The organism is Tolypothrix bouteillei VB521301, assembly GCF_000760695.4.
GTDB lineage: Bacteria > Cyanobacteriota > Cyanobacteriia > Cyanobacteriales > Nostocaceae > Scytonema > Scytonema bouteillei_A.
Genome location: NZ_JHEG04000001.1, coordinates 1,469,111 through 1,491,925, shown reverse-complemented (window position 1 = coordinate 1,491,925; position 22,815 = coordinate 1,469,111). Strand labels below are relative to the sequence as shown.

Below are 22,815 nucleotides of genomic sequence, written 5' to 3'. Positions count from 1 at the left end.
CAAGAAATAATGAGCCAAGAACGCACATTACCTAAATTTGATACAGCAACGGTACAAATAACCAGAGACGAAGGGTTAGTGTTGTACGAGGACATGGTGCTGGGACGCTTGTTTGAGGACAAGTGTGCCGAAATGTACTACAGGGGCAAAATGTTTGGTTTTGTACACCTATACAACGGTCAAGAAGCAGTTTCTACTGGCGTGATCAAATCGATGCGACCGGGAGAAGATTTTGTTTGCAGTACTTACCGAGACCACGTTCATGCATTGAGTGCGGGAGTACCCGCAAAAGAGGTATTGGCGGAGTTATTTGGCAAAGCTACAGGATGCAGTAAGGGACGTGGTGGTTCCATGCATATGTTTTCTGCCGAACACCGTCTTTTGGGTGGATACGCTTTTGTAGCAGAAGGTATTCCCGTAGCAGCAGGAGCAGCTTTTCAAAGCAAATACCGTCGCGAGATCTTGGGCGATAAAAACGCCGACCAAGTAACTGCTTGCTTTTTCGGCGATGGAGCTGCCAATAACGGTCAGTTTTTTGAGACTCTCAACATGGCGGCTCTGTGGAATCTACCAATTCTTTTTGTAGTGGAAAATAATAAGTGGGCGATCGGTATGGCTCACGAACGGGCGACTTCCCAACCAGAAATTTATAAGAAAGCCAGCGTATTTAATATGGTTGGCGTGGAAGTAGACGGAATGGATGTTTTAGCCGTGCGAGCAGTAGCCCAGGAAGCTGTAGCTCGTGCGCGTGCGGGGGAAGGTCCTACCCTCATTGAAGCACTGACCTACCGTTTCCGAGGTCATTCCCTAGCCGACCCAGATGAAATGCGAACCAAACAAGAAAAGGAATATTGGTTCTCCCGCGACCCTATCAAGAAGTTTGCTTCTTATCTTGTTGAGCAAAACTTAGCTTCTAGCGAAGAACTAAAAGACATTGACCAAAAGGTACAGCAAGTTATAGACGAAGCCGTAAAATTTGCCGAAAGCAGCCCAGAACCGAGTCCAAGCGAGTTACACCGCTTTGTATTTGCTGAGGACGAGTAGTAAAAATTATGAATTATGAATTATGAATTATGAATCTCAATTAATTTCATAACTCATAACTCATAACTCATAACTGATAATTCAGAACTCATAACTATGAATAAACGATACATACAAACAAATCAATCTCGCTTGGAGGTTGTCCCCGAACGTGGCGGTATTATTATCGGGTGGCGAGTAGAAGGTCAAGACATTTTATACTTGGATGAGGAACGCTTTGCTAACCCTGAATTAAGTGTTAGAGGTGGAGTTCCAATTTTATTCCCCATTTGCGGAAACTTACCAGATAATTTATATACTTATAACGGGCAGGAGTATACTTTAAAACAACACGGCTTTGCTCGGGACTTACCTTGGTCGGTTGTAGGGGAAGAGGTTTCTCAGGACAAAGCAACTCTTGCGATCGCTCTGAGTAGTAACGAGCAAACACGCGCTCATTATCCTTTTGAATTTCAGATCGTATTTACATACAAGATCGAAGGTCATACTTTAGAGATAAGACAGGAGTACAAAAATCTGTCTTCCGAAGCGATGCCTTTTTCTATTGGGTTCCATCCGTACTTTGTAACATCTGACAAAACTCAATTAGAGTTTGAAATCCCCTCAAACCAATACCAAGACCAAATTACAAAGGAAGTTCATTCCTTTAACGGGACTTTTGACTATAACGCCGATGTTATCGATGTTGCCTTCAAGCACCTAAATGGCAAATTGGCAACAGTTAGCGATCGCAGTCGTAAGTTAAAATTGGAGATGGAATATGATGAAATATATTCCACTTTAGTTTTCTGGACGGTAAAAGGTAAGGATTTCTACTGTCTGGAACCTTGGAGCGCTCCTCGCAACGCTCTAAACACGGGTGAGAGCCTGACTGTGCTGGAACCAAACACCAGCTACAGCGCTAACGTGCGTCTCAAAATAAATTTTCTCTAGACTCTTTACAAAACTCCACTCGACTATGCTATGATGACATAGTCGATAAAAAGAAAGGGTCGCTAACTCAACGGTAGAGTACTCGGCTTTTAACCGATTAGTTCCGGGTTCGAATCCCGGGCGACCCATAAAATAAAGAATGTAGAAACGCGCTAGGGCGCGTTTTCGTGTAAATATCTAGCACTCGTTACCTTAAAGATTCTTCACAAAAAGAACCTGAAATGTTTACGATTAACGAAAAGTCTTAAAGTTTTTCAACATAAAGATACAACAGTAGTTATAATTTCCTATAAGCTTAAAATACTATTAAAAATAGCGTAATAATTTACGCTTGTCTGACCCACTAGCTGACAATCACATTTAGGAGGACTATCTATGGCGCTCGTACCCCTGCGACTGCTCTTAGACCATGCAGCAGAAAACGGTTACGGCATACCTGCTTTCAACGTGAACAACTTGGAGCAAATACAAGCGATTGTACAGGCTGCCCAAGAGACAGATAGCCCTGTTATTTTGCAAGCCTCCCGAGGCGCTCGTAAATATGCTGGGGAGAACTTCCTGCGTCACCTCATTTTGGCAGCAGTGGAAACTTATCCCAACATCCCCATTGCCATGCACCAAGACCACGGCAATGAACCGGCTACCTGCTACTCAGCAATCAAGAATGGCTTCACCAGCGTGATGATGGATGGCTCGCTGGAAGCTGATGCTAAGACCCCTGCTAGCTACGAGTACAACGTTAGTGTAACCCGTGAAGTAGTTAAAGTCGCTCACTCATTGGGTGTTAGTGTTGAAGGTGAACTTGGTTGTTTGGGTTCATTGGAAACCGGTCAAGGAGATAAAGAAGATGGTCACGGGTTTGAAGGAACTCTTTCCCACGACCAGCTGTTAACCGACCCCGACCAAGCAGTTGACTTTGTAGAACAAACCCAAGTAGACGCTTTGGCAGTCGCTATTGGTACCAGCCACGGCGCTTACAAATTCAGCCGCAAACCAACTGGGGAAATTTTGGCAATCAGCCGTATCGAAGAAATTCACCGCCGCTTGCCCAACACCCACTTAGTTATGCACGGTTCTTCCTCCGTACCAGAAGATTTGATTGCACTGATTAACGAGTACGGCGGTAAAATTCCTGAAACCTATGGTGTACCAGTAGAAGAAATCCAAAAAGGTATCAAGAGCGGTGTACGTAAGGTAAATATTGACACTGACAACCGTTTGGCTATCACTGCCGCTGTACGTGAAGCTTTAGCAAAAGAGCCTAAGGAATTTGACCCCCGTCACTTCCTCAAGCCTTCCATTAAGTACATGCAGAAGGTTTGTATCGAACGCTATCAGCAATTTGGTACTGCTGGTAACGCTAGCAAGATCAAGCAAATCTCCCTTGACGAATTTGCTGCTAAATATGCTAAGGGTGAACTCAGCGCCATTACAAAGAAAGCTGCTGTTGTCTAATTAAAGACATATAGGGAAATAGGGACACGAGTAAAGTACGTGTCCCTACGTCACTGAGGATTCTAGTATTAATGAGACTCAACCGGGTAGCGCTTAAGTTCCCCGGTTTTTTGTTTTATTTTGTACGAGCACACAAGGATTTTGAGTGGTCGATGCAGATGATGGTAAGAGTGCAACTGCATGAGGTACGGGACGCGGTTCGTAACGTACTAGAGATTCCCCTTGGTAAACCAAAGCAGCGCTTTGACCGGAATCAACCATGACAACATCTCGCAACCCTGCTTTCACAAGTGCAACTCCTAAAGAAACAGAGTCCACAGACTCTAGAGAAACGCCGATTGTGGGTTGTTTGTTTTGGTTAATGCCCCAAAAAGCTCTATGGCGGGGTATATCAAAACCATACAGACCATTAAAGGTACTTGCTTCTTGAGGCTGACCATCTTTGACCAACCACGCCGCTGCTACAAACGCATCAGTTACATCCGGCATTTCAGCCTTTATCCCCTCTAAAGTATTGTGCTTTGTTGAATCAAAGGGAATAAAACGCACTGAGTGCGGACTAATTAGGACTAAAGGTCGTCCGCCGATTTTTTGAATATCCCAAGCACTGCCAGGAACGAATTGTCTTGTACTCTGGCTGTAGACGGGTCCAATCATAACATTGGAGTTTAGGAATTTTAAAGAAAAGAAACCGCCATCTATAGCAGCAACAGCATTAGTACCACTCTTATTTAAAATTTCTGCAACTTGATAGCGGCTGTCCGCGTGAATGGTGATTGGTTTACCACCAGAAACCAAGACTAGGGGAATTTTGTCGATATTGACGTCATTTTTTTGTATGGGGCTGCTAAAGTCAAAGCCGATTTTCCAGCTTGGTAATTTGGGACCACCCCAAGCTTCAGTTATCACTTCTTTGATTCTAGATTGACCAAAGCGGGAAACTGCCAACAAACTCTCTGATGCACCAGCATATTTTTCGTCTGTATTACTCATTGTCAGTGCCAGCTGATATCCTGCTTCATGCACCGCATTTGCAACTTGGGCATCATATTTTCCTTCAGGATAAGTAAAGTAACGAATGGGGATACCCAAATTAGATTCAAGAATAGCTTTGGATTCTACGACTTCTTTTTTAATTTCTTCTGAAGGTAGAGCTGTTAAATCGCGTGGATGGCTGACGCTATGGGAGGCAATCGTTACCAAAGGATCGGCTGCCATTTCCTTAAGCTGTTCCCAGCTGACATGAGTTCGACCGACGTTATTGCCGACTCCCTTAGTGTAAATTGAAAAGACAGCAGGATAGCCATACTTTTTGAGTAAAGGATACACGTATTCGTAATGTCCCCCGTAACCATCATCAAAGGTTAAGAGAACGGGTTTTTCCGGGAGAGGAACTCCTGTTTGGAGGTGAGTTGTTAACTGGTCTAGAGTAATGGGGGTCATACCATTCTCTTTTAATAGCTCAAAATGCGCTTCTAATTCTTCTGGAGTGACATCAAAAAAGACTTCTTTTTTAGGGAGTATATCGTGATACATTAAGATGGGGACTTTAGCTAGTTTTGCCCGCTCGTTGATGGTAATACCATCACTGCGATTGAGGAAGGCAAAGACATAGGGACCTAAAGACTCAATGAGAGATGTCAGCCCTATTTTAGGTTGGCTGACTACAGTAGACATAAGCGCAAAATTGCTAGCAGCAAGGGAAAATTGATTGTTAATTCTTATATCGGGCTGACTGCAACTTTCACCGATCTCAGTCGTATTTTGAGGTTCAATGACTTTTTTAACACGGCGGCGGGCGACTGCTGGTTCCGGAAAGAAGGTGGAAACAGCAAACAGTCCACAAATAAGGGTATAAAATAAACTCTGCGGCCTAAGATTAAGAAATAAGTGCTTCAAGATATAAGTATTTGTCTTTAGCTTCATAAGTTTAAGGAAAACAATTTTGCTTGCCGATCGGAGTTTGACTGCGATAACCCTTATATTACCGATGTGTTTCTTGAAGAAACACCTCCCCTACTCTAAAAGCGCATGATAACCGCACAAAGTACGGTTAGGTAGTAGGGTACGCTTTGCGATCGCAGCAACGCCTACACATTATGGCTTTTTTTTCTCAAAATACAACGTCAAATCTTTAAAAAAGATTAAGTATAAAATAAGCCTTGCTTAAGTGTTACAAAAAAGGATGAAGTATAGGGATTTTTTTATGCAGACGCACGTGGATAACCGCGTACCTTCATAAGGATGAGAACGGCTATATTAAATTGACTGGATGTCTCAGGCAATATGTTCCTTCGGTTTCCGTTAAGTTGGTTAAGCTGCTACAGATAACGCTATGTTCCCAAGGTCGCCTTACCTTGCCTCCCTGGCGTTAATTTTTAAATGCGATCGCCCCCTTAGCGTTGTTAGCAGTTGCTTGCACAACCAAAGGCGTTCTATAAGATAGGATTGTAGGATAATTCAGATACTCTTACTGTGTACTTAATCTATGAACACCGCATGAATGCTGACGATGAGATTAAACGCGATCGCATAGCTGTGTTTCAGCCAGAATTTTTAGAAGACTTAGAGTATTGGGTTGATAAAGACCGAAAAATGGCGCTTCGTATACCCAAAATAGTCAAGGAAGTTTTACGACAACCATTTGAAGGTATCGGTAAGCCCGAGCCGCTAAAATATGAGTATATGGGGTGTTGGTCGCGTCGTATCAATCAAGAACATCGACTTGTGTACTTAGTGAGTGAAGATCGAATTAATTTTCTCAAAGCTCGGTATCACTACGAATAAAAATACTTAAAAAGATAAGATCAAGAGCTTTGGAGTTAAATATTTATGTTAGCTAAAGTTTCATGGCAAGAATTTAATGGAAACATAGAAAATCTTTTCAGTCAAATTTTAGAAACAGGTGAAGCCGTAGTTATTAGCCAACCTGAGGGTAAAAATGTTGTCTTAATTTCTGAAGCAGAATTTAACAGTTTATTAGAAACTTTGTACTTACTTCGTTCACCTGCTAATTCTAGTCGTTTGCTGACTGCTCTAAAACGTGCAAAAGCGGGAACAATTGAGCCTCAAAATGTTAACGAACTATATAAGAAGTTAGGATTAAACGAAAATGATATAGGTAGTGATGTTGCTGCAGCTAGTTAGTTTTGTATTTACAGAGTAAAGACACGCCTGGGAATGGGGTGAAGTTGGTTTAGATCTCCGACTTCTTAAAGAAGCGGAGATCTAGCAGGGATTTAGCAAACCTAAAAATTAATAGATTAAACAAAAATGCGGTGCTGCAGGCTGGGCATTTGACGGCGCACTTGTTCAATTCGCGAAGGATTAATTTCGGCGATCGCCACTCCTGGTTTTTCCCCAGCATCCGCTAAAATAACTCCCCAAGGATCGATAATCATAGCGTGTCCGTGGGTTTGACGGCGAGCATAGTTAAGCCCTGTTTGTGCTGGAGCGATAACATAGCAGGTGTTTTCAATAGCACGGGCTTGTAAAAGAACTTGCCAATGATCTTTGCCTGTAAAGGCTGTAAAAGCAGCAGGTACAAACAAAACATCCCCATTTTTATAAGCTATGTGTCGGTAAAGTTCGGGAAAGCGGACATCATAGCAAACAGAAAGCCCAATGTTACCCAGTTCCTGTGAATAGTAAACTGGAGGAAGTTGCTCACCTGCCATGACTGTACTGGATTCTCGATAAGTATTGCCATCAGGAACGTTAACATCAAATAAATGGACTTTGTGGTAGCGAGCAAGTTCTTGACCGTTGGGAGCGATGAGTAGGGCAGTGTTGTAAACTTTTTTACCATCATCTACTGGAACTGGAAAGCCGCCACCTAATAGAGTCACTTGATAGCGTTGCGCCATCGTTTTGAGAAATGTTTCCGAGCCACGAGCGATCGCCGAGGCTTGAGCCATTTTTTCACTTTCCTCTCCCATAAAAGGAAAATTTTCTGGCAATCCAATTAATTCAGCACCTTGGCGCACGGCTAAATCGATTAATTCTTCAGCTTGTGCCAAGTTTTTTTCTAAGTTAGGCACGCTGGTCATTTGAATAGCGGCGGCTAAATAAGACTTCATAGATTTAGAACGAAATAGTAGATGTGTGTGAGAAAGGGTGAGGGGTTAGGAGTTAGAGACGACCACAACGGAGACAAGGGAGAAGAACTCACAGTTGATGCCCAATTATCCATTTGCAATGACCGCTTTTATGCATTCTTGATGCAGGATAGTACATGATAGCTGCTAGTTGAAGTTTTGTTTGACTTGAACAGTAGAATATCAAAATCTATCCTTATAGAGAAGTGCTTAGTCTAATTTAAGAGGAACTTACCAAATTTGCAGAAATTTTATTATTTACATATCTTAATATTCTTTGCATATAAGGAGTAATAATTACAATATTTTTACCGAACTTAACAAATAAAAGAGTAAAGGAATCCTATTGGATTCGTGATAGATACGTAGGTGAGCTTTAGCCCGCCACAATCAAGCTTTGGTGTGGTAGAGCAACTACCTACACTACTTAAAACTTTTCATCGGAGTCAATGTCAATAATTCCACATATAAAAAGCTGAATAATGATGACAAATTTATTGCGAATACTAGGGTAACCCGTGCCTTGTGACTGAGAACTTGTCCCTCCGGAGAGCAAATTTTTATTGTGTTATGTCTTAAATTTCTATCAACAATTGTGGATTAAAAAAAATATTTGGTTCATCTGGATAACCACGTGGATTACAAATAACGCGAGTTGAACCGATTGTGTAATGTAATTGGTTGTGAATATGACCGTGAATCCATAACACAGCATTAGATTCAGAGGCTAAATTATCAAGATTTGAAGCATATGCAGCGCTTAAAATATCCTCTCTGTCTTTTGAAGGAACAGATTGTTTGCTGGGAGCATGATGTGTAACAATGACAATTTTTCCAGATAAATTACACAAACTACTTTTTAACCAATTAACAGAATTTTTACAAATCCTTGCTGTATCTATAGACTTGAGTTTTGAATATTGAGGGCTTAATCTGATTTTTTGATAATCTGTCATCTTTTGAGTTGCTTCATAACCAGCTACACGTGGATCGCCGAATAACTCAAAATTAGTCCACAAAGTACAACCTAAGAATGTAACATCTCCAAAAGTAAAAATATCATTTTCTAAAATATGAACGTTTGTTTGTGATGCAAAATCTTTTAGTTTATCAATCAATTTTGGATACGCTGAACCATAATATTCATGATTACCTAATACATATATAACTGGTTTATTGGGAATGCTCTCTATTGCCCAACTCACTCCTTTTTCTCTTAAATGAATATCTCCTGCAAGGACAACCACATCAGCATCTACATCGGGAATATAAAAAGGTTGAAATTCGATATGTAAATCGCTAAGTATTTGAATTTTCATTAACAGTAGTAAAGAGTAGTTTTCCTTTGTTTCTGCTCAGATCTAGTTCTTTACCTGCCAGTATATAAACTTCTTCAGAACGCCTGTCTATCCTTACTAACTGAAGCGTGTAAATACATATTAGTTAGAGCGCTACATATTCTATAACATTCTTGTAACTGCTCTAACGTTGGTTGCATTACTACGCTTCCTGATAAATAATTTCTTGGAACTGAATCACATCTTTATGGGGATCGGAATGAGCGGCTTTGACTAAGATTTGTTCGCCTAATTTCACAGAACGTTTGAAAATCATTGGTAACTGCAAGCCCAATTCTTCTAACAGAATGAGTGCCAAACCACTGTCTTCCCTCAGCCACATTAAAACGACTGTTTCCCAAACTTTATCTGTATTGCGGCGCAGATATTCTAAAGCCCAGTATCTGTTTGTTTGCCGCTCGACCATTGTCACTTCTTGGGTGATGGTAGATACGGACAGCATAACTTCTTTAAGTTGTTCTGCTGAGAACGGGAGCACATCACCTCGCAGATGTGCTTTCAGTTGGAAGTGGGTGAGCAAGTCACTGTAACGGCGAATGGGAGAAGTCGCCTGAGTGTATGTATCTAAACCCAAACCCGCATGGCGTACAGGGGTAATGCTCATTTCACTCTTGGGCATACAGCGACGCATGGCACAAGCACGCACAAACCCGGCGGGAAGTTGTACGAGTTCTTGCTCTGGTGGTAACTCTGGCTGCGGTTGACCGCGAAAGGGTAAAGGTATGTTATGTTTTTGACCGTACTTAGCAGCAACTTCGCCGGCAAGAATCATCATTTCAGCAACTAATTGCCGGGATTGGGAATCTTCTAAGATATCTATGCTGATATCTTCTCCCTTAACTTTAATCATTGCCTCTGGCATATTAATGCTGATAGCTCCTTGGGCATACCGCCAAGCTTTACGCCGACTTGCCCATTGAGCGATCGCAGCGATTTCTGGTTCTGCCTCTACACCCAAATGTAGCATTTCATCTACGTCTTCATAGGTGAGGCGATAAGTTGGTTTAATCAGACTTGGATGAATGCTGTATTCTTCTACAGCTCCTGCTTCATTTAAAACAATTCCAAAGCTTAGGGCGCAACAAATTTTCCCTTGCACCAAACTCATAGGTCCTGTTGCCAAGACTTCTGGGAACATGGGTATCATGCCTGTGGGTAAATATACGGTGCTACCTCGCTTTCTAGCTTCTAAATCCAAATCATCTTCTGGTAACAGCCAGCGTGTTGGGTCGGCAATGTGTACCCACAGTCTTTCCCTGCCATCATGAAGTGATTCCCAACTCACACCATCATCTATCTCAGTGGTACTTTCGTCATCAATCGTATATACCTTCAAGTGCGTGAGATCCAGACGATTAATATCTCGATCTGGTAGATGTGAGTCTAATCGCTGTTGCGCCACTTCTATTACCTTGCTAGGGAATTGTATGGGTATCGACGAACGCCGTAGAAATAAGTTCTCGTGCTCACTCCACCAACCCAAGTCGATCAGGAGCTGAAAAGCTCCTTGGGGGGTTGCGGGGCGTCCCAGTAAGTTCATTGTTTCTTGGACTGGTTGGGGTGGTGGATAAGCGCGAGCAAGACTGTCATAACTTAAACCCACACGAACAATATCTGCGAGGAGCGAGGCATACTTTTCTAGGGCTTCTAACCTGTGGCGGTCGTGGCGCTGCCACTCCACTGCTTCTCCTTTGAGTGCCTCTTCTACTCGCGTCAAAAACTCTTGCTGTCCCTTAGCTTTGAGCGCTTCTACTTCAAGTTGGTGTTTGCGGTCTGCCACAGCCGAAGATGTTCGCGGCTCGTAAGCATCCCCTTTTTGCTTGAAGTAGATCTTGTCATCTGATAACAGGTAGTAAGCAGCGTAACGATGATGCGCTTCTGATTCTGAGAATAATAAATTCGCCATTTCTGCTGGAGTGGCTGTTTCCCCTGTTTCTGCGAGGAGTTCCCATGCGACTTCCAGGCTTGATGGATCTAAATAAGGCTTAATTTCTGCCAAAAATTCAGGAATTTGCGAAGGCTTGTAGGTTTGTCCGCTTACTGTATAGGTAATTTGCCGAGGTGCGAGACTGTGGGATTGACCACGTTCATCCACTACAAACCAACGAGCTTTCCCGTCTGGACGGTCTACTACACCCAAACGACGATCGCTACCTACTCTAAATTCAACCAGCGTCCCCTTCTCCACAAGCCTCGCAATATTTTAGATTTTAGATTTTGGAGCCACTGCGTTACGGAGATTCCCCCGAGTTCCGCAAGTGACGTGATTTCTGGATTGGATACCTACTGGTATCAAATCCTATTCTAAGTTTTAGATTTTGGATTGAATACCTATAATATCAAATTCCACTTTAGATTTTGGATTGAATACTTATGGTATCAAATTCCAACACAACATTAGTATTTTTGGCGTTTTGGGATAATCCACTCATCCACGCATCCAAAATTCACGCCTTTCCAATTTAGCCTTCAGCGTTAATAAACGGTAACAGAGCCAAAATCCGGGAGCGTTTGATCGCTAGTGTTAACTCTCGCTGTTGCTGTGCTGTAAGCCCTGTAATCCGACGGGGGAGTATCTTGCCTCGTTCGGTGATAAACTTACGCAACAAATCTACATCTTTGTAATCAATGGGTTCTCCTGGCTTGATTGGAGATAAACGACGACGGTAATAGCTCATCTCTACTTAATTTCCTTATGAACAGTGTGTTTGTTACAGTGAGTGCAGAACTTTTTCAGTTCTAGCCTGTTAGTTGTATTGCGACGGTTCTTGGTACTTGTATAACGCGATACCCCAGAAGTGCGCTTTTCTGGATTTGTACGACACTCAGTACATTCTAGTGTCACTACTATACGGGCACCTTTACTCTTAGCCATAAGCCTATCAAAAAATACAGCTTGTTGAGAATTAACACAAATATCTATTGTCTCATATTACGTCGCACTTTATCAACTATTTGCTTAACTTTTATATCAAGCGAATAGCCGCGACGCGAGGAAATCACCATAGTCTTGGCAAAACGGTCATGCAAAGTTTGGCGAAACTGCGTGTCGGAGAAAGCCGCACCGCAATCAATAGCTAAGGGAATCAATAGAAGTATAGCAGTGGGATTGCGTATGATGTTACTGAGAGTAATAGAAACCAACAGCGCACTCAAACAGACGATTCCTTCTCGCCGCAAAAATGTTTGTAAATCGGGAACGCGAGTGCTTTCCACTTCTAGCACCTTAATGTCAAAAGCATAGCGCCCCAAACTTTGTCCTTGATTGTTGTAAGGTACGACAACGCGTACAATTGCCCAACCTACAATAAAGACAAATATTTGAACAATGTGAACGCCGAGTTGAGAACCACCCAACAAAGAGCTGACTACCCAGACAATGAGAAAATCAACGCCCAACGCCATACCTCGCCGTCCAAACTCAACTTTGGGAAAGTGCTTGGGGGGAACTCGCTCGATAGACATACATTTAGGTGTGTGGGTTTAGCTTTCATCTCTATAGTAATCGGGATTTAAAGCTGATTTTTGAGAGTCCCAGGGCTCGTCAGTCAATTCCCCAGACTTAGGGTTGTTAGGTTTTAACGGTAACGTGACTGTAAACGTTGTTCCAACTCCTACGTCGCTTTCTAGCTGAATCAAACCTTGATGTAACTCCACACATTTTTTCACAATTGAAAGTCCCAATCCCGTCCCTTGAATTCGACCAACATTACTAGCTCGATGGAAAGTTTCAAACAATCGTTGTTGGTCTTTTAATGGAATCCCAATTCCTGAATCTTGGATTCGGAAATTAACCCGATCGTCTTGATAAGCCAAGTCAAATTGAATAGCTCCTCCTTTAGGAGAATATTTAATAGCGTTGGACAGTAAATTCGTTAGAATATGACGCAGTAAATTTTCGTCCATTTCTACTGAAGTCTGTTCTCCTTGTATGCTAAAATTAATCTGGTAATTTTCTCCCGCACTCTGTTGTAAAGTTTGCACAAGTTCGTTACAGAAACTATCTAAATCTAGTGCGCTAGGTTGATACTCTAATTTTCCGGCATCACTTCTGCCAAGTAACAAAACTTCGTCTAAGAGTTGCAACATTTGGCGAAGAGCACTTTGAATTTGCCCAAAGTATTTCCCTTTTTGCTGCTCGCTCAATTCCTTGTTATAGGTTTCTAAAATTTCGACTGCAGTCCGAATCACAGTCATGGGATTGCGAAATTCATGAGAAACCATTGACACAAATTTAGATTTTAGATCGTTAAGATCCCGTTCTACTTCCCAAGCGTTCCTAATTTCTGCTTCAGCACGTTTGCGATCGCTAATATCGCGACCTTCAACAATCAACAAGACAACTTTTCCCGTGTTGTCTTTCAACGGTTTGAGGGAGAAGTCTATCCATATTTCCGTATCGTCTTGTCCGCAAACTTGCTGTTCTTCACGAACAAACTCTCCACTGGCTGCTTTAGCAACTGCAGTTTTTAACCACTCGCTTGTTTCACAGTAATTCCACCGAGGAAGTTCCCAAAAAGGCTTCCCCACACAAGCGTCCGTCTCAACACCACAGATGTCAAGAGTTGTTTTGTTAATTTCCAAGACAATACCTTCAGGAGAAAGCAATCCCATGAGCTGGAATGTTTGTTCAAAAATCCCTCGAAAGCGACGCTCGCTTTCCTCCATTTTTTTGAGAACTTGTCCCCGCTCAATAGCATAACGGATAGCACGCCCTAAAAGTTGGGGAGTAATTTGTCCCTTAACGAGGTAATCCTGCGCTCTTTTTGCCACAGCTTGTAAGGCAATTTCTTCATCATCAAAACCAGTCAGCACCACAATCGGAATATTTGGCTCCGCTGCATGAAATTCGGCAACAGTATTCAAACCCTCAGAATCAGGGAGCGAGAGGTCTAACAAAGCTATATCAAAGCCATTGTCACTACAAGCATCAATGGCATCAACCAATCGTTCAAAGTGGCTTACCTGCCATTTTTCACCGCCCAAACGTGATAGGGTTTGCTGCAAAAGTTTGGCATCGCTGGGGCTATCTTCTACTAGGAGAATGCTAATTGAAGTGTTGTTCATAAGAATAAGCTTATTTAGGTGGTAACTTAACTGCTGCTAGCCAAAAATCATTGATCAAATGCACGATTTGTAGGAACTGGTGAATGTCAACAGGTTTAGTAATATAGCAGTTGGCGTTTAAGTCATAAGATTTAAGTACATCTTGTTCATCTGCACTCGTTGTCAAAACCACAACAGGGATACGTTTGAGATCGGGATCGGCTTTGATTTCTGCGAGGACTTCCCGCCCATCCAATCCCGGAAGATTAAGGTCGAGTAAAATCAGATCTGGACGTGTAGCTGTGATATACTCACCTTGATGTCGCAAGAACTCAATTGCTGCTTCACCATCTTCTACCCAATGTAAGTTATTGGCGATACTAGCTTTACCCAAGCTTTTGATAGTGAGATTGGCATCACTATATGAGTCCTCTACGAGCAAAATCTCAACGGGTCGCAAGTTTTGGTTGTCACTCATAAGTACTTAATTATTTATAAATATTAACGATTCATATTTTCAAATTACTGTGGGTCTGATAGAGGAATCGTAAAGTAAAACTTTGTTCCCACTCCCATCTCAGATTCTACCCAAATGTTTCCTCCATGATGTTCTATTATTTTTTTACAAATAGCTAAACCAATACCGGTACCGGGAAACTTTTTTTGAGTATGGAGTCGTTTGAAAATTTCAAAAATTCGCTCTAAATACCTTTGTTTTATCCCAATTCCATTATCACTTACACAAAATAACCATTCGTTATTTTTTGTGAATTCTGCTGTTACGCGAACTTGTGGTGTTTCCGTGCCCCGAAATTTAATAGCATTGTCAATTAGATTTTGAAATAATTGAATGAGTAAAGTTGGTTCGGCAGTCACAGTTGGTAAATTTTCATAAATGACGATCGCTTGACTTTCAGTAATAGAAGGTTGTATGTGTCTGACCACTTGCCGCAGTATAGCATTGCAGTCACTAGGGGCGAAGGATCTAGTAACCGATCCAACGCGGTAGTAAACCAGCAAATCGCGAACCAAATGCTGCATTCTTGTCGATCCTTCCACAATATAACCCATATATTCTTGAATAGACGAGTTGAGATAGTCTTGGTATTCTTGTGCTAAAAGTTGGGTATAACCAGTAATTGCACGTAATGGTTCTTGGAGATCGTGTGCAGCAACAAAGGCAAATCTCTCTAGTTCCTGATTGGAACGTTTTAAATGTTCCATGGTTTGTTCTAATTTGTTTTCGGCTTCTTTGCGTTCGGCTATTTCCGCAGTCAGTTCTTTTGTCCGTTCTTGAACCCGAATTTCTAACTCTTCTTTAGCGTTTTTCAGGTCTTGCTCTACCTGCTTTTGCTGTGTAATGTTTTGTGTCATCGCCATTCCAGCCACGACTTCCCCCATGTCGTTTTTGACGGGAAGGGTGTATAACTTATAAACGCGATCGCGATAATCAACTTCTGAAACATTTGTCTCGCCCGCTAGAGCTGCTTGGTAAAATGGTGCGAGCCCAGCAGAAGTTTCTGGTGGAAAGACTTCCCAAAGAGTCTGACCTTCTAATAGCTCTTTACTCAAACCAATTTCCAGTAAATCAGCACCTTCAACTAAGGTAAAGCGTAAATCTCGGTCAAACAACAAAACCGCACCATTGGGAAAATTGCTCGCCAGAGTGCGGTAAAGTTCCTCGCTACCTCGGAGTGTTTTTTCTGCCTTTTTGCGTTCGGTAATATCCGTACAAGCACCTATCCACTCTCGAACGCTGCCATCGGAGTTCAAAACAGGAATTCCCCGTGTTATATAATCTCGATAATTGCCATTTTTTGTTCGCAATCGAAATTCAGCAACATACAAACTTTTACTTGCTACAGCATTCATCCAAATTTGTTGCAATTGTGCTTTGTCATCACTATGAATGGCGTTCAACCATCCTTGTCCCTTTACCTCTTCTGGAGTTTGCCCTGTAACTTGCTGCCAACCTGAATTTGTGGTAATGGCATCACCTTCAGAATTAGCAATCCAAGTCATTTGAGCAGTGGCGGTGACGAGGGAACGGTAGCGCTGTTCGCTTTGATGAAGTGTTTCTAACCCGCGTTGGCGATCTAAAATTTCTCGTTGCAGTTGCTCTAGAGTCTGCGTTAACTCTTTTGTACGTTCTTCCACTTGTCCTTCTAATTCAAGCATAGCCTTTTGTAGCGCTTCTTCAGCTAGCTTGCGATCGCTAATATTGTTATTAATTTCAAGAATAGCTACGGGTTGATAGTTTTCATTTCTTTGTAATGTCCAGCGACTGGCTACTGTTATTTGCTTGCCATCTCGTTGTGTGTGTGTTACATTACCTTCCCAATACCCTTTTTGCCAAAACTCCTTTCTAATTTCCTCAAGTGGATTGGGGAAAACGGTCTTTAAAAGTATATGAACGTACTTTCCCAAAACTTCTTGTTTTTTCCACCCATACAGTCGTTCCGCTCCTTGGTTCCAATAAGTGATTCGTTCGTCCAAGCTGCGAACCATAATTGTATCATTGGCACAATCCAACATTTGGGCGAGTTTTCGGCTCTCTAACTCTACTAGTTTCCGTTCCTCTAACACGGCTTGCCAGGTGCGAATTTGCCCCCTCAGTAGAAAAAATAATCCAAACAGAAGACCCAAAACCAGCAAGTCTTCAATAATCGCAACATTAGAGGAGTAACTGACTCCGCTCAAGAGTTGCAATACCAAGGTGAACCCACCTGTAAAAATTCTTTCAGACACTCCTTCCATCTTGAATTACCACATATAAGCTAAAACTTTATAACCTGCGAATCGGTTACCAGTTTATCTTGACAACCTCTCAATGAATCCTGTTGCCTTCTCAATTAAAATCGAAGTTACAGAATCAGAGGCGATCCCATGCTTTCAGTAAGTGATGCAGAAGCTACTATTCTACAGTTGGTACAACCTTTAGATAGCCGAAGACATACAGAAGTTACAGATTTATTAGCGGCAAATGGTCGCATTCTGGCATCTCCAGTCACGAGTCACCTAGATTTCCCTCATTGGGATAACTCAGCCATGGATGGCTATGCAGTCAGATACGAAGATGTGCGGGATTGTAGCGAGGAAAAACCAGTTGTTTTAGAGATTATTGAAGAAATTCCTGCCGGGGTTCAGCCCAAGTCTATCATTCAATCGGGGAAAGCCGCACGAATTTTGACTGGTGCTGTTATGCCTGATGGGGCGGATACAGTTGTGATGCAGGAACGAACTCGCCGCGAAGAAAACCAAGTTTTTATTCTAACAACCCCAAAACCGAAAGAATTTGTTAGGCAGCAAGCATCCTATTATAAAGCTGGATCGCAATTACTACCTGTAGGGATTGTGTTAAATGCTCAAGAACTAGCTGTATTGGCTGCTGTTCAATGTACGAAACTAAATGTTTTCCGACGTATTCGTGTAGCAATTCTGTCTACGGGAGATGAACTTGTAACACCCGAAACACCATTGCAAGCGGGTCAGATTGTAGATTCAAATCAATACACTATAGCAGCCTTAGTTCAACAGACGGGCGCTCAACCAATTATGTTAGGCATTGTCAGAGACGATCCAGCAGCCCTTGAGGAAGCGATCGCCCGCGCTCTGACTCAAGCCGATATCATTATCTCTTCTGGAGGTGTCTCAGTAGGAGACCACGACTATGTGGAACAAATACTAGAGTCTTTAGGGGGAAAAATACACGTTCGTTCTGTTGCCATGAAACCCGGTAAACCCCTGACTGTCGCCACTTTCCCGCCCTCTTCCCCCCTCTCCTCATCTCCCCTATACTTTGGGTTACCGGGGAATCCAGCCGCCGTCTTAGTGACGTTTTGGCGATTTGTGCAACCCGCTATCAAAAAGCTTTCCGGGTTAGCTGAAGGTTGGGAACCAAAGTTTATTAAAGCGCGTGCATCTCAAGAATTACGTTCCGATGGCAAACGTGAAACTTACGTTTGGGGTCAAATGCGTTTGAGGGATGGAATTTACTCCTTTTATCCAGCAAGCGGCGTCCAAAATTCTGGGAATCTGATTAATTTAGCTCAGACAAATAGTCTAGCTGTTTTGCTAGTGGGACAAACACTTGTTGCTGCTGGTGAAGAGATTCAAGTTTTGATTCAGTAAACTACCCATACTGAACCATTTGGGTAGGTGTGAGCCTCCTTGCACAATAGTGAAATTCTCACCAAAGTAAAGTGTTACATGGCTTCCCTTACCACGTTTTTTCTCAACGTATGCTTTGATACCACGCTCTCTAGCTAACTTTTTCACCTTTTTGATGAACTCACTCCCTTTCATAATGACAGTATCGGACAAAATTGTCCGATATTCAACTTGAACGATAAAGTGCCGGGAGCCCTTAGGTAAGAAGATAGCAGGCTTACCTAGCGTTCCTCCATGTTTGATGGCGCACTTGTTTTGCTTGCGACAGGGGAGATGCCATTTGTAAAACCTTTTCTAACAACCAAGGGGCGAGACGATCGCACAATACAGCAATATGACTTTGCCAGCCTACCAAGATTTCAGGTGAATCTCTTTGCAGACCTCTAACAAGTGCTTGAGCCACCTGTTGGGGAGTCATAGGTATCACCCAGCGAAACCACTCTAAATCCCTCACCATATCAGTGTCGGTTAAAGACGGCAATAAAGCAGCAACCCGAATATTGTATGGTGCTAGCTCACCTCGCAAAGCCTGCGTGAAGCCTAGAATCGCAAATTTTGTAGCAGAATAGGTTGCCATTGTTGGTGCAGCAACTTTACCCATCAAACTAGAAACATTAACAATAGTTCCCGAACGCTGTACTGCCATGCGTCGCGCTACCAGACGAGTCATAGTATACATCCCAATAAGATTCACAGATATTTCTGCTTGCACTTTAGACAATTGAGAGTTGAGGAAAGGGGTTTGATGAGCGACTCCAGCACAATTGACAAGTACGTCAATAGGACCGTAATTCCGCCAAGCTTGAGCGATCGCAATATTCACTTCCACAACTTGAGATAAATCTAAAGCCATGGTGTGTGCTTTTACACCAAGCATTTCTATTTCAGAAGCCACTTCAGCCAATCGAGTCGCATCTCTAGCAACCACAAGCAGGCATTTGACTCCTTGCTTTGCAAATTCAATAGCGATCGCTCGCCCAATACCTCGTGAGGCTCCAGTAATCAGAACTGTTTTCCCTTGAATATTCATAGTTAAAACCTACAAAGTTAAAATCTCACTCTCGTTAGTGCTTGCTTTGCAAATTAAAAATTTCTCAAACAATGCACTTGTTGTAGAGAGAGATAGACAATACTTGCAATCTGGATATACAGCAAATTTCCATTTGATGAAGTACGGAAAGACCCCACTCGCCCGCATTAAGTGCCCTCCCCTTGCTAAGGTTCGGGTTGGTCTGGGTGTACTCCATTGAGGTGCGAAGCGCTGTAAGTTGTTGTACAAAACCGCTAACAGCAAGACACTTAGGAGAAATCTTGCGAGTCTTAACGCATTCTTAAGACTTTAGATACTTATCCAGTTAGACAGTATCGAAATTTGAGTTGGAGAGGCAATATGTCAGGATTGAGCTAGGAATTTTTAACTTGCACAATCTCACTCACCCTAACTATCCGTAAAGTGGGTGTCCTCGCCCGCTCTCTCGGGAATGAACGAGCGACTCCGCCCGTTCCATAAGACAATGACCATGAATAACACCTCTGCTAAATACGAGTATTTATCAGACCCAACTACATAGGGATAAGGTAACAAAGGGATTAATTATCAGCAACATTTCTTAATGAAAATCCCTGACTGTTACAGAATTTCATAAAGTTCTCACAATTAACCAAAGAGCAAGAACGATCTATTCTGGGTTGTAGCAACCTCTAAATAAAGAATAGCTAAACCGTGAAAAAACTTATTAATAAACCTGAAGATTTTGTCCGTGAAAGTTTAGAAGGAATGGCGATCGCCTATCCCGATCTCATCAAAGTTGAGTGTGACCCTACTTTTGTCTACAGAGTAGATGCACCCATACCGGGGAAAGTCGCCATTATTTCTGGTGGAGGTAGCGGTCACGAACCGATGCACGCAGGGTTTGTAGGTATGGGAATGTTAGATGCTGCTTGTCCTGGAGAGGTTTTTACTTCTCCTACCCCCGACCAAATGCTAGCAGCAGCTAAGAAAGTCGATGGAGGAGCGGGTATCCTTTACATCGTGAAGAACTACAGTGGAGATGTCATGAACTTTGAAATGGCAACGGAGTTAGCCCGGAGTGAGGGTATCCGAGTGCTAAATATTCTTATAGATGATGATGTAGCAGTTAAAGATAGCTTATACACACAGGGACGCCGAGGTGTAGGGACAACTGTATTGGCAGAAAAAATTGGTGGTGCAGCGGCACAACAAGGATACGATTTGCAACAAGTTGTCGATTTGTGTCGCCAAGTCAATTTAAATGGTCGTAGTATGGGGATCGCACTCAGTTCTTGCACCGTTCCTGCTAAAGGGACACCCACTTTTGAACTGGGCGATCGCGAAATAGAAATGGGTATTGGTATCCACGGCGAACCGGGAAGAGAGCGCAGAGCTTTTGCATCCGTAGATGAGATAACAGAAATGCTCGCTATCTCTATTATTGAGGATACGCCTTACAGCCGTACAGTGCGGGAATGGGATGAAGAGAAAGGTGAATGGGCAGATGTAGAACTCATCGACCCCGTTTTTCAGCATGGGGATCGCGTTCTAGCTTTTGTCAATGGTATGGGTGGGACTCCCCTCAGCGAACTGTATCTTGTTTATCGCAAACTTGCGGAAATCTGCAAAAAGAAGGGATTGCATATTGTACGCAACCTGATTGGATCTTATATAACTTCTTTAGAGATGCAAGGTTGCTCTATAAGTTTATTAAAAGTCAATGATGAAATGATTCGCTTGTGGGATGCACCTGTAAAAACACCAAGTTTGCAGTGGGGAGTTTGAGCTATGGTTACAAAACAGCAAATTTTAGAATGGTTGCAGCGCTTTACTGAGGAACTGGAGAAGAATAAGGATTATTTGACAGAATTAGATGCAGCAATTGGTGATGCGGACCACGGTATTAATATGGATCGCGGATTTAAATCCGCGATCGCTCAGTTACCAACTGTAGCAGATAAGGATATTGGCAGTCTTTTGAAAACCGTTAGCATGACCCTCATTTCGTCGGTTGGTGGTGCAAGCGGACCTCTATATGGCACTCTCTTTTTAAGAGCAAGTACAGCTGTTGCTGGCAAAGAGGAACTTAGCGATAGGGATCTGCTGGCAATTTTACAAGCGGGTTTAGATGGTGTTGTTCAAAGAGGTAAGGCGCAACTCGGAGACAAAACGATGGTGGATGTACTCTCTCCATCTGTCGCAGCTTTTCAACAAGCTATAGGTGAGGGTAAGAATTCTATCCAAGCAATGGAGGAAGCTGTCGCTGCAGGTAAACGGGGAATGCAGGACACAACTCCCATGCAGGCTAAAAAGGGACGGGCGAGTTATTTAGGAGAGCGGAGTATCGGACATCAAGATCCAGGAGCGACTTCATCTTACTTAATGTTAAAGAGTTTGTTAGAAGTACTGCAAAGTTCCGGTACATGAAGTAGATGCTAACAGCTATAACAGTGCAGAGCAGAAATTCCACCCCACTATGATAGAAAAACGAGACACAGATAATAATTTAACTGCCATTGCTGACCAATTCGCCTTGAAAGGTAAGGTGATGGGTATTCAAGTGCTTGGCAGTGGCAATATTAATGATACGTTTCTAGTAACTCTTGATTCTCCAGAGGAAAAGCACTTTGTCTTGCAAAGGATCAACACGCAGGTGTTCCGTCAACCAGAACTGATCGTGCAGAATATGCGTACTTTTACAGAGCACGTTCGCGATCGCTTGCAACGCAACCCCCTCAATCGTCGTTGGGAAGTGCCTCGATTACTGGTAACAAAAGATGCACGGGATTACTGGAGGGAAGCCAACGGGTCATTCTGGCGGGCTATTACCTTTATTGAAGGTACGCAGTCTTTTGATACCATGCAAAATTTGGAACAAGCCAAAGAAATCGGCTATGCCTTGGGTATGTTTCACAACCTCATCAGCGACTTACCCCCTGAAAAACTAGCTGATACCCTAGAAGGGTTTCACATTACCCCCCTTTATCTGCAACATTACCATCGAGTTTTGGCAACAACTCATACCCAGAAATCACCTGAAGTTCAATATTGCTTGCAGTTCGTTAGCGATCGCCAGCTTTGGGCAGAAGTCTTAGAAAAGGCTAAAGCAACGGGTGAGTTACCAATGCGTCTCATGCATGGCGATCCCAAAATCAATAACGTGTTATTTGATACAAAAACACAGCTAGCTGCCAGCACGATCGACTTGGATACCGTTAAACCCGGTCTCGTACATTATGACATTGGGGACTGTTTGCGCTCTGGGTGCAATCCATCTGGAGAAGAAACCGAGGAATGGGAAAGGGTTTATTTTGATACAGATTTATGTCAGGGAATTCTCCAGGGATATCTCTCTGTAGCTAAAGCGTTTCTCCTTGAGAAGGATTACGTCTATATGTACGACGCAATTCGTCTCATTTCCTTTGAATTAGGGTTAAGGTTTTTTGCTGACTATTTAGCAGGAAATATCTACTTTAAAGTCAAGCATCCAGAACACAACTTAACAAGAGCACTTGTCCAATTCAAACTGACTGAGAGTATTGAAGCTCAAGAAACAACTATTCGCAACATTATTAAGGATGTGAAATAAGCTGAAAAAACAGAGCTAGGATCGAGGTAAATAACTAAATTTTTACCTGCTTATGGGAAAGTCACTAGATTAATGATAGGTAGTAGGCTGAAACTATTGATTTTGCGTTAC

The 22,815-nt window shown here is 42.6% G+C and carries 21 protein-coding genes and 1 tRNA gene; 10 read left to right on the top strand and 12 right to left on the bottom strand.

All coding sequences use genetic code 11. The annotated features are described in order from the left end of the window. Positions 1-9 precede the first annotated feature (9 nt). The 4 genes from pdhA to fba all read left to right on the top strand — a co-directional run bounded on the left by pdhA (position 10) and on the right by fba (position 3,432). Positions 10-1,044 carry a pyruvate dehydrogenase (acetyl-transferring) E1 component subunit alpha gene (gene pdhA / locus HC643_RS05890; RefSeq protein ID WP_038084927.1) on the top strand — a complete coding sequence of 345 codons (1,035 nt, stop codon included), beginning with the start codon at positions 10-12 and terminating at the stop codon, positions 1,042-1,044. Positions 1,045-1,140: 96 nt separating this feature from the next. Next, positions 1,141-1,977, top strand: a complete 837-nt coding sequence (locus tag HC643_RS05885) for an aldose epimerase family protein (protein WP_038084929.1) — start codon at positions 1,141-1,143, stop codon at positions 1,975-1,977. A gap of 56 nt (positions 1,978-2,033) precedes the next feature. Next, positions 2,034-2,105, top strand: a tRNA-Lys gene (locus HC643_RS05880). A 247-nt stretch (positions 2,106-2,352) separates the two neighbouring features. Next, positions 2,353-3,432: a class II fructose-bisphosphate aldolase gene (gene fba, locus HC643_RS05875; protein WP_038084930.1), complete on the top strand. Its 1,080-nt coding sequence runs from the start codon at positions 2,353-2,355 to the stop codon at positions 3,430-3,432. Between the two features lie 93 nt (positions 3,433-3,525). Here the strand turns inward: fba and HC643_RS05870 are convergent, their stop codons facing one another. Next, the gene (locus tag HC643_RS05870; protein ID WP_038084932.1) at positions 3,526-5,358 is read right to left on the bottom strand and encodes a polysaccharide deacetylase family protein; all 1,833 of its coding nucleotides are present in this window, start codon (positions 5,356-5,358) and stop codon (positions 3,526-3,528) included. Positions 5,359-5,907: 549 nt separating this feature from the next. Between HC643_RS05870 and HC643_RS05865 the strand changes: the two genes are divergently transcribed. Together HC643_RS05865 and HC643_RS05860 are read left to right on the top strand one after the other, a co-directional pair. Beyond that, a complete protein-coding gene (locus tag HC643_RS05865; protein WP_336604286.1) occupies positions 5,908-6,219 on the top strand; it encodes a Txe/YoeB family addiction module toxin in 312 nt (103 codons plus the stop codon). Between the two features lie 45 nt (positions 6,220-6,264). Further along, positions 6,265-6,579 (top strand): type II toxin-antitoxin system Phd/YefM family antitoxin, encoded by a 315-nt coding sequence (locus tag HC643_RS05860; protein WP_038084937.1) that lies wholly within the window; start codon positions 6,265-6,267, stop codon positions 6,577-6,579. A 116-nt stretch (positions 6,580-6,695) separates the two neighbouring features. Here HC643_RS05860 and HC643_RS05855 read toward each other — a convergent pair whose 3' ends face one another. The 10 genes from HC643_RS05855 to HC643_RS05815 form a co-directional block, all read right to left on the bottom strand. Beyond that, positions 6,696-7,511 carry a carbon-nitrogen hydrolase family protein gene (locus HC643_RS05855; protein WP_038084938.1) on the bottom strand — a complete coding sequence of 272 codons (816 nt, stop codon included), beginning with the start codon at positions 7,509-7,511 and terminating at the stop codon, positions 6,696-6,698. 593 nt (positions 7,512-8,104) lie between these two features. Continuing rightward, complete coding sequence (locus HC643_RS05850; protein ID WP_038084940.1) at positions 8,105-8,848, bottom strand: metallophosphoesterase; 744 nt, start codon at positions 8,846-8,848, stop codon at positions 8,105-8,107. A gap of 74 nt (positions 8,849-8,922) precedes the next feature. Further along, positions 8,923-9,027 (bottom strand): DUF6888 family protein, encoded by a 105-nt coding sequence (locus HC643_RS42520; protein WP_408019783.1) that lies wholly within the window; start codon positions 9,025-9,027, stop codon positions 8,923-8,925. A 2-nt stretch (positions 9,028-9,029) separates the two neighbouring features. Then, positions 9,030-11,075, bottom strand: coding sequence for a ribonuclease catalytic domain-containing protein (locus tag HC643_RS05845; protein ID WP_050046378.1), 2,046 nt, complete (start codon positions 11,073-11,075; stop codon positions 9,030-9,032). Between the two features lie 274 nt (positions 11,076-11,349). Continuing rightward, positions 11,350-11,565, bottom strand: a complete 216-nt coding sequence (gene rpsR / locus HC643_RS05840) for a 30S ribosomal protein S18 (protein WP_038088818.1) — start codon at positions 11,563-11,565, stop codon at positions 11,350-11,352. Between the two features lie 2 nt (positions 11,566-11,567). Continuing rightward, positions 11,568-11,762, bottom strand: a complete 195-nt coding sequence (rpmG, locus tag HC643_RS05835; RefSeq protein ID WP_072040800.1) for a 50S ribosomal protein L33 — start codon at positions 11,760-11,762, stop codon at positions 11,568-11,570. A 44-nt stretch (positions 11,763-11,806) separates the two neighbouring features. Beyond that, the gene (locus HC643_RS05830) at positions 11,807-12,352 is read right to left on the bottom strand and encodes an RDD family protein (RefSeq protein ID WP_038088820.1); all 546 of its coding nucleotides are present in this window, start codon (positions 12,350-12,352) and stop codon (positions 11,807-11,809) included. A gap of 18 nt (positions 12,353-12,370) precedes the next feature. After that, positions 12,371-13,954, bottom strand: coding sequence for a hybrid sensor histidine kinase/response regulator (locus HC643_RS05825; protein WP_038088822.1), 1,584 nt, complete (start codon positions 13,952-13,954; stop codon positions 12,371-12,373). Positions 13,955-13,964: 10 nt separating this feature from the next. Then, positions 13,965-14,411, bottom strand: coding sequence for a response regulator (locus tag HC643_RS05820; protein ID WP_038088823.1), 447 nt, complete (start codon positions 14,409-14,411; stop codon positions 13,965-13,967). A gap of 44 nt (positions 14,412-14,455) precedes the next feature. Then, on the bottom strand, positions 14,456-16,690 hold the full coding sequence (locus HC643_RS05815) for a PAS domain-containing sensor histidine kinase (RefSeq protein WP_050046379.1): 2,235 nt from the start codon (positions 16,688-16,690) through the stop codon (positions 14,456-14,458). Positions 16,691-16,819: 129 nt separating this feature from the next. On the opposite strand from HC643_RS05815, the gene HC643_RS05810 reads away from it, so the two are divergent. Continuing rightward, entirely contained in the window at positions 16,820-18,064 is a 1,245-nt protein-coding gene (locus HC643_RS05810; protein WP_038088826.1) for a molybdopterin molybdotransferase MoeA, read from the top strand. 256 nt (positions 18,065-18,320) lie between these two features. Here the strand turns inward: HC643_RS05810 and HC643_RS05805 are convergent, their stop codons facing one another. Next, a complete protein-coding gene (locus tag HC643_RS05805; RefSeq protein ID WP_038088828.1) occupies positions 18,321-19,133 on the bottom strand; it encodes an SDR family NAD(P)-dependent oxidoreductase in 813 nt (270 codons plus the stop codon). A gap of 693 nt (positions 19,134-19,826) precedes the next feature. Here HC643_RS05805 and dhaK point away from each other — a divergent pair. The 3 genes from dhaK to HC643_RS05790 are packed head-to-tail and all read left to right on the top strand — an operon-like array spanning position 19,827 to position 22,704. Next, a complete protein-coding gene (dhaK, locus tag HC643_RS05800) occupies positions 19,827-20,900 on the top strand; it encodes a dihydroxyacetone kinase subunit DhaK (protein WP_038088829.1) in 1,074 nt (357 codons plus the stop codon). A gap of 3 nt (positions 20,901-20,903) precedes the next feature. After that, the gene (gene dhaL, locus HC643_RS05795) at positions 20,904-21,542 is read left to right on the top strand and encodes a dihydroxyacetone kinase subunit DhaL (RefSeq protein ID WP_038088830.1); all 639 of its coding nucleotides are present in this window, start codon (positions 20,904-20,906) and stop codon (positions 21,540-21,542) included. A 49-nt stretch (positions 21,543-21,591) separates the two neighbouring features. Continuing rightward, positions 21,592-22,704, top strand: a complete 1,113-nt coding sequence (locus HC643_RS05790; protein ID WP_038088833.1) for a phosphotransferase enzyme family protein — start codon at positions 21,592-21,594, stop codon at positions 22,702-22,704. Positions 22,705-22,815: the final 111 nt, after the last annotated feature.

Excerpts from the sequence above, each read along its gene's own strand:
- pdhA (WP_038084927.1), top strand. The coding sequence starts at position 10 with ATGAGCCAAGAACGCACATTACCTAAATTTGATACAGCAACGGTACAA.
- HC643_RS05885 (WP_038084929.1), top strand. The coding sequence starts at position 1,141 with ATGAATAAACGATACATACAAACAAATCAATCTCGCTTGGAGGTTGTC.
- fba (WP_038084930.1), top strand. The coding sequence starts at position 2,353 with ATGGCGCTCGTACCCCTGCGACTGCTCTTAGACCATGCAGCAGAAAAC.
- HC643_RS05870 (WP_038084932.1), bottom strand. The coding sequence starts at position 5,358 with ATGAAGCTAAAGACAAATACTTATATCTTGAAGCACTTATTTCTTAAT.
- HC643_RS05860 (WP_038084937.1), top strand. The coding sequence starts at position 6,265 with ATGTTAGCTAAAGTTTCATGGCAAGAATTTAATGGAAACATAGAAAAT.
- HC643_RS05855 (WP_038084938.1), bottom strand. The coding sequence starts at position 7,511 with ATGAAGTCTTATTTAGCCGCCGCTATTCAAATGACCAGCGTGCCTAAC.
- HC643_RS05850 (WP_038084940.1), bottom strand. The coding sequence starts at position 8,848 with ATGAAAATTCAAATACTTAGCGATTTACATATCGAATTTCAACCTTTT.
- HC643_RS42520 (WP_408019783.1), bottom strand. The coding sequence starts at position 9,027 with ATGCAACCAACGTTAGAGCAGTTACAAGAATGTTATAGAATATGTAGC.
- rpsR (WP_038088818.1), bottom strand. The coding sequence starts at position 11,565 with ATGAGCTATTACCGTCGTCGTTTATCTCCAATCAAGCCAGGAGAACCC.
- rpmG (WP_072040800.1), bottom strand. The coding sequence starts at position 11,762 with ATGGCTAAGAGTAAAGGTGCCCGTATAGTAGTGACACTAGAATGTACT.
- HC643_RS05830 (WP_038088820.1), bottom strand. The coding sequence starts at position 12,352 with ATGTCTATCGAGCGAGTTCCCCCCAAGCACTTTCCCAAAGTTGAGTTT.
- HC643_RS05825 (WP_038088822.1), bottom strand. The coding sequence starts at position 13,954 with ATGAACAACACTTCAATTAGCATTCTCCTAGTAGAAGATAGCCCCAGC.
- HC643_RS05820 (WP_038088823.1), bottom strand. The coding sequence starts at position 14,411 with ATGAGTGACAACCAAAACTTGCGACCCGTTGAGATTTTGCTCGTAGAG.
- HC643_RS05815 (WP_050046379.1), bottom strand. The coding sequence starts at position 16,690 with ATGGAAGGAGTGTCTGAAAGAATTTTTACAGGTGGGTTCACCTTGGTA.
- HC643_RS05810 (WP_038088826.1), top strand. The coding sequence starts at position 16,820 with ATGCTTTCAGTAAGTGATGCAGAAGCTACTATTCTACAGTTGGTACAA.
- HC643_RS05805 (WP_038088828.1), bottom strand. The coding sequence starts at position 19,133 with ATGAATATTCAAGGGAAAACAGTTCTGATTACTGGAGCCTCACGAGGT.
- dhaL (WP_038088830.1), top strand. The coding sequence starts at position 20,904 with ATGGTTACAAAACAGCAAATTTTAGAATGGTTGCAGCGCTTTACTGAG.
- HC643_RS05790 (WP_038088833.1), top strand. The coding sequence starts at position 21,592 with ATGATAGAAAAACGAGACACAGATAATAATTTAACTGCCATTGCTGAC.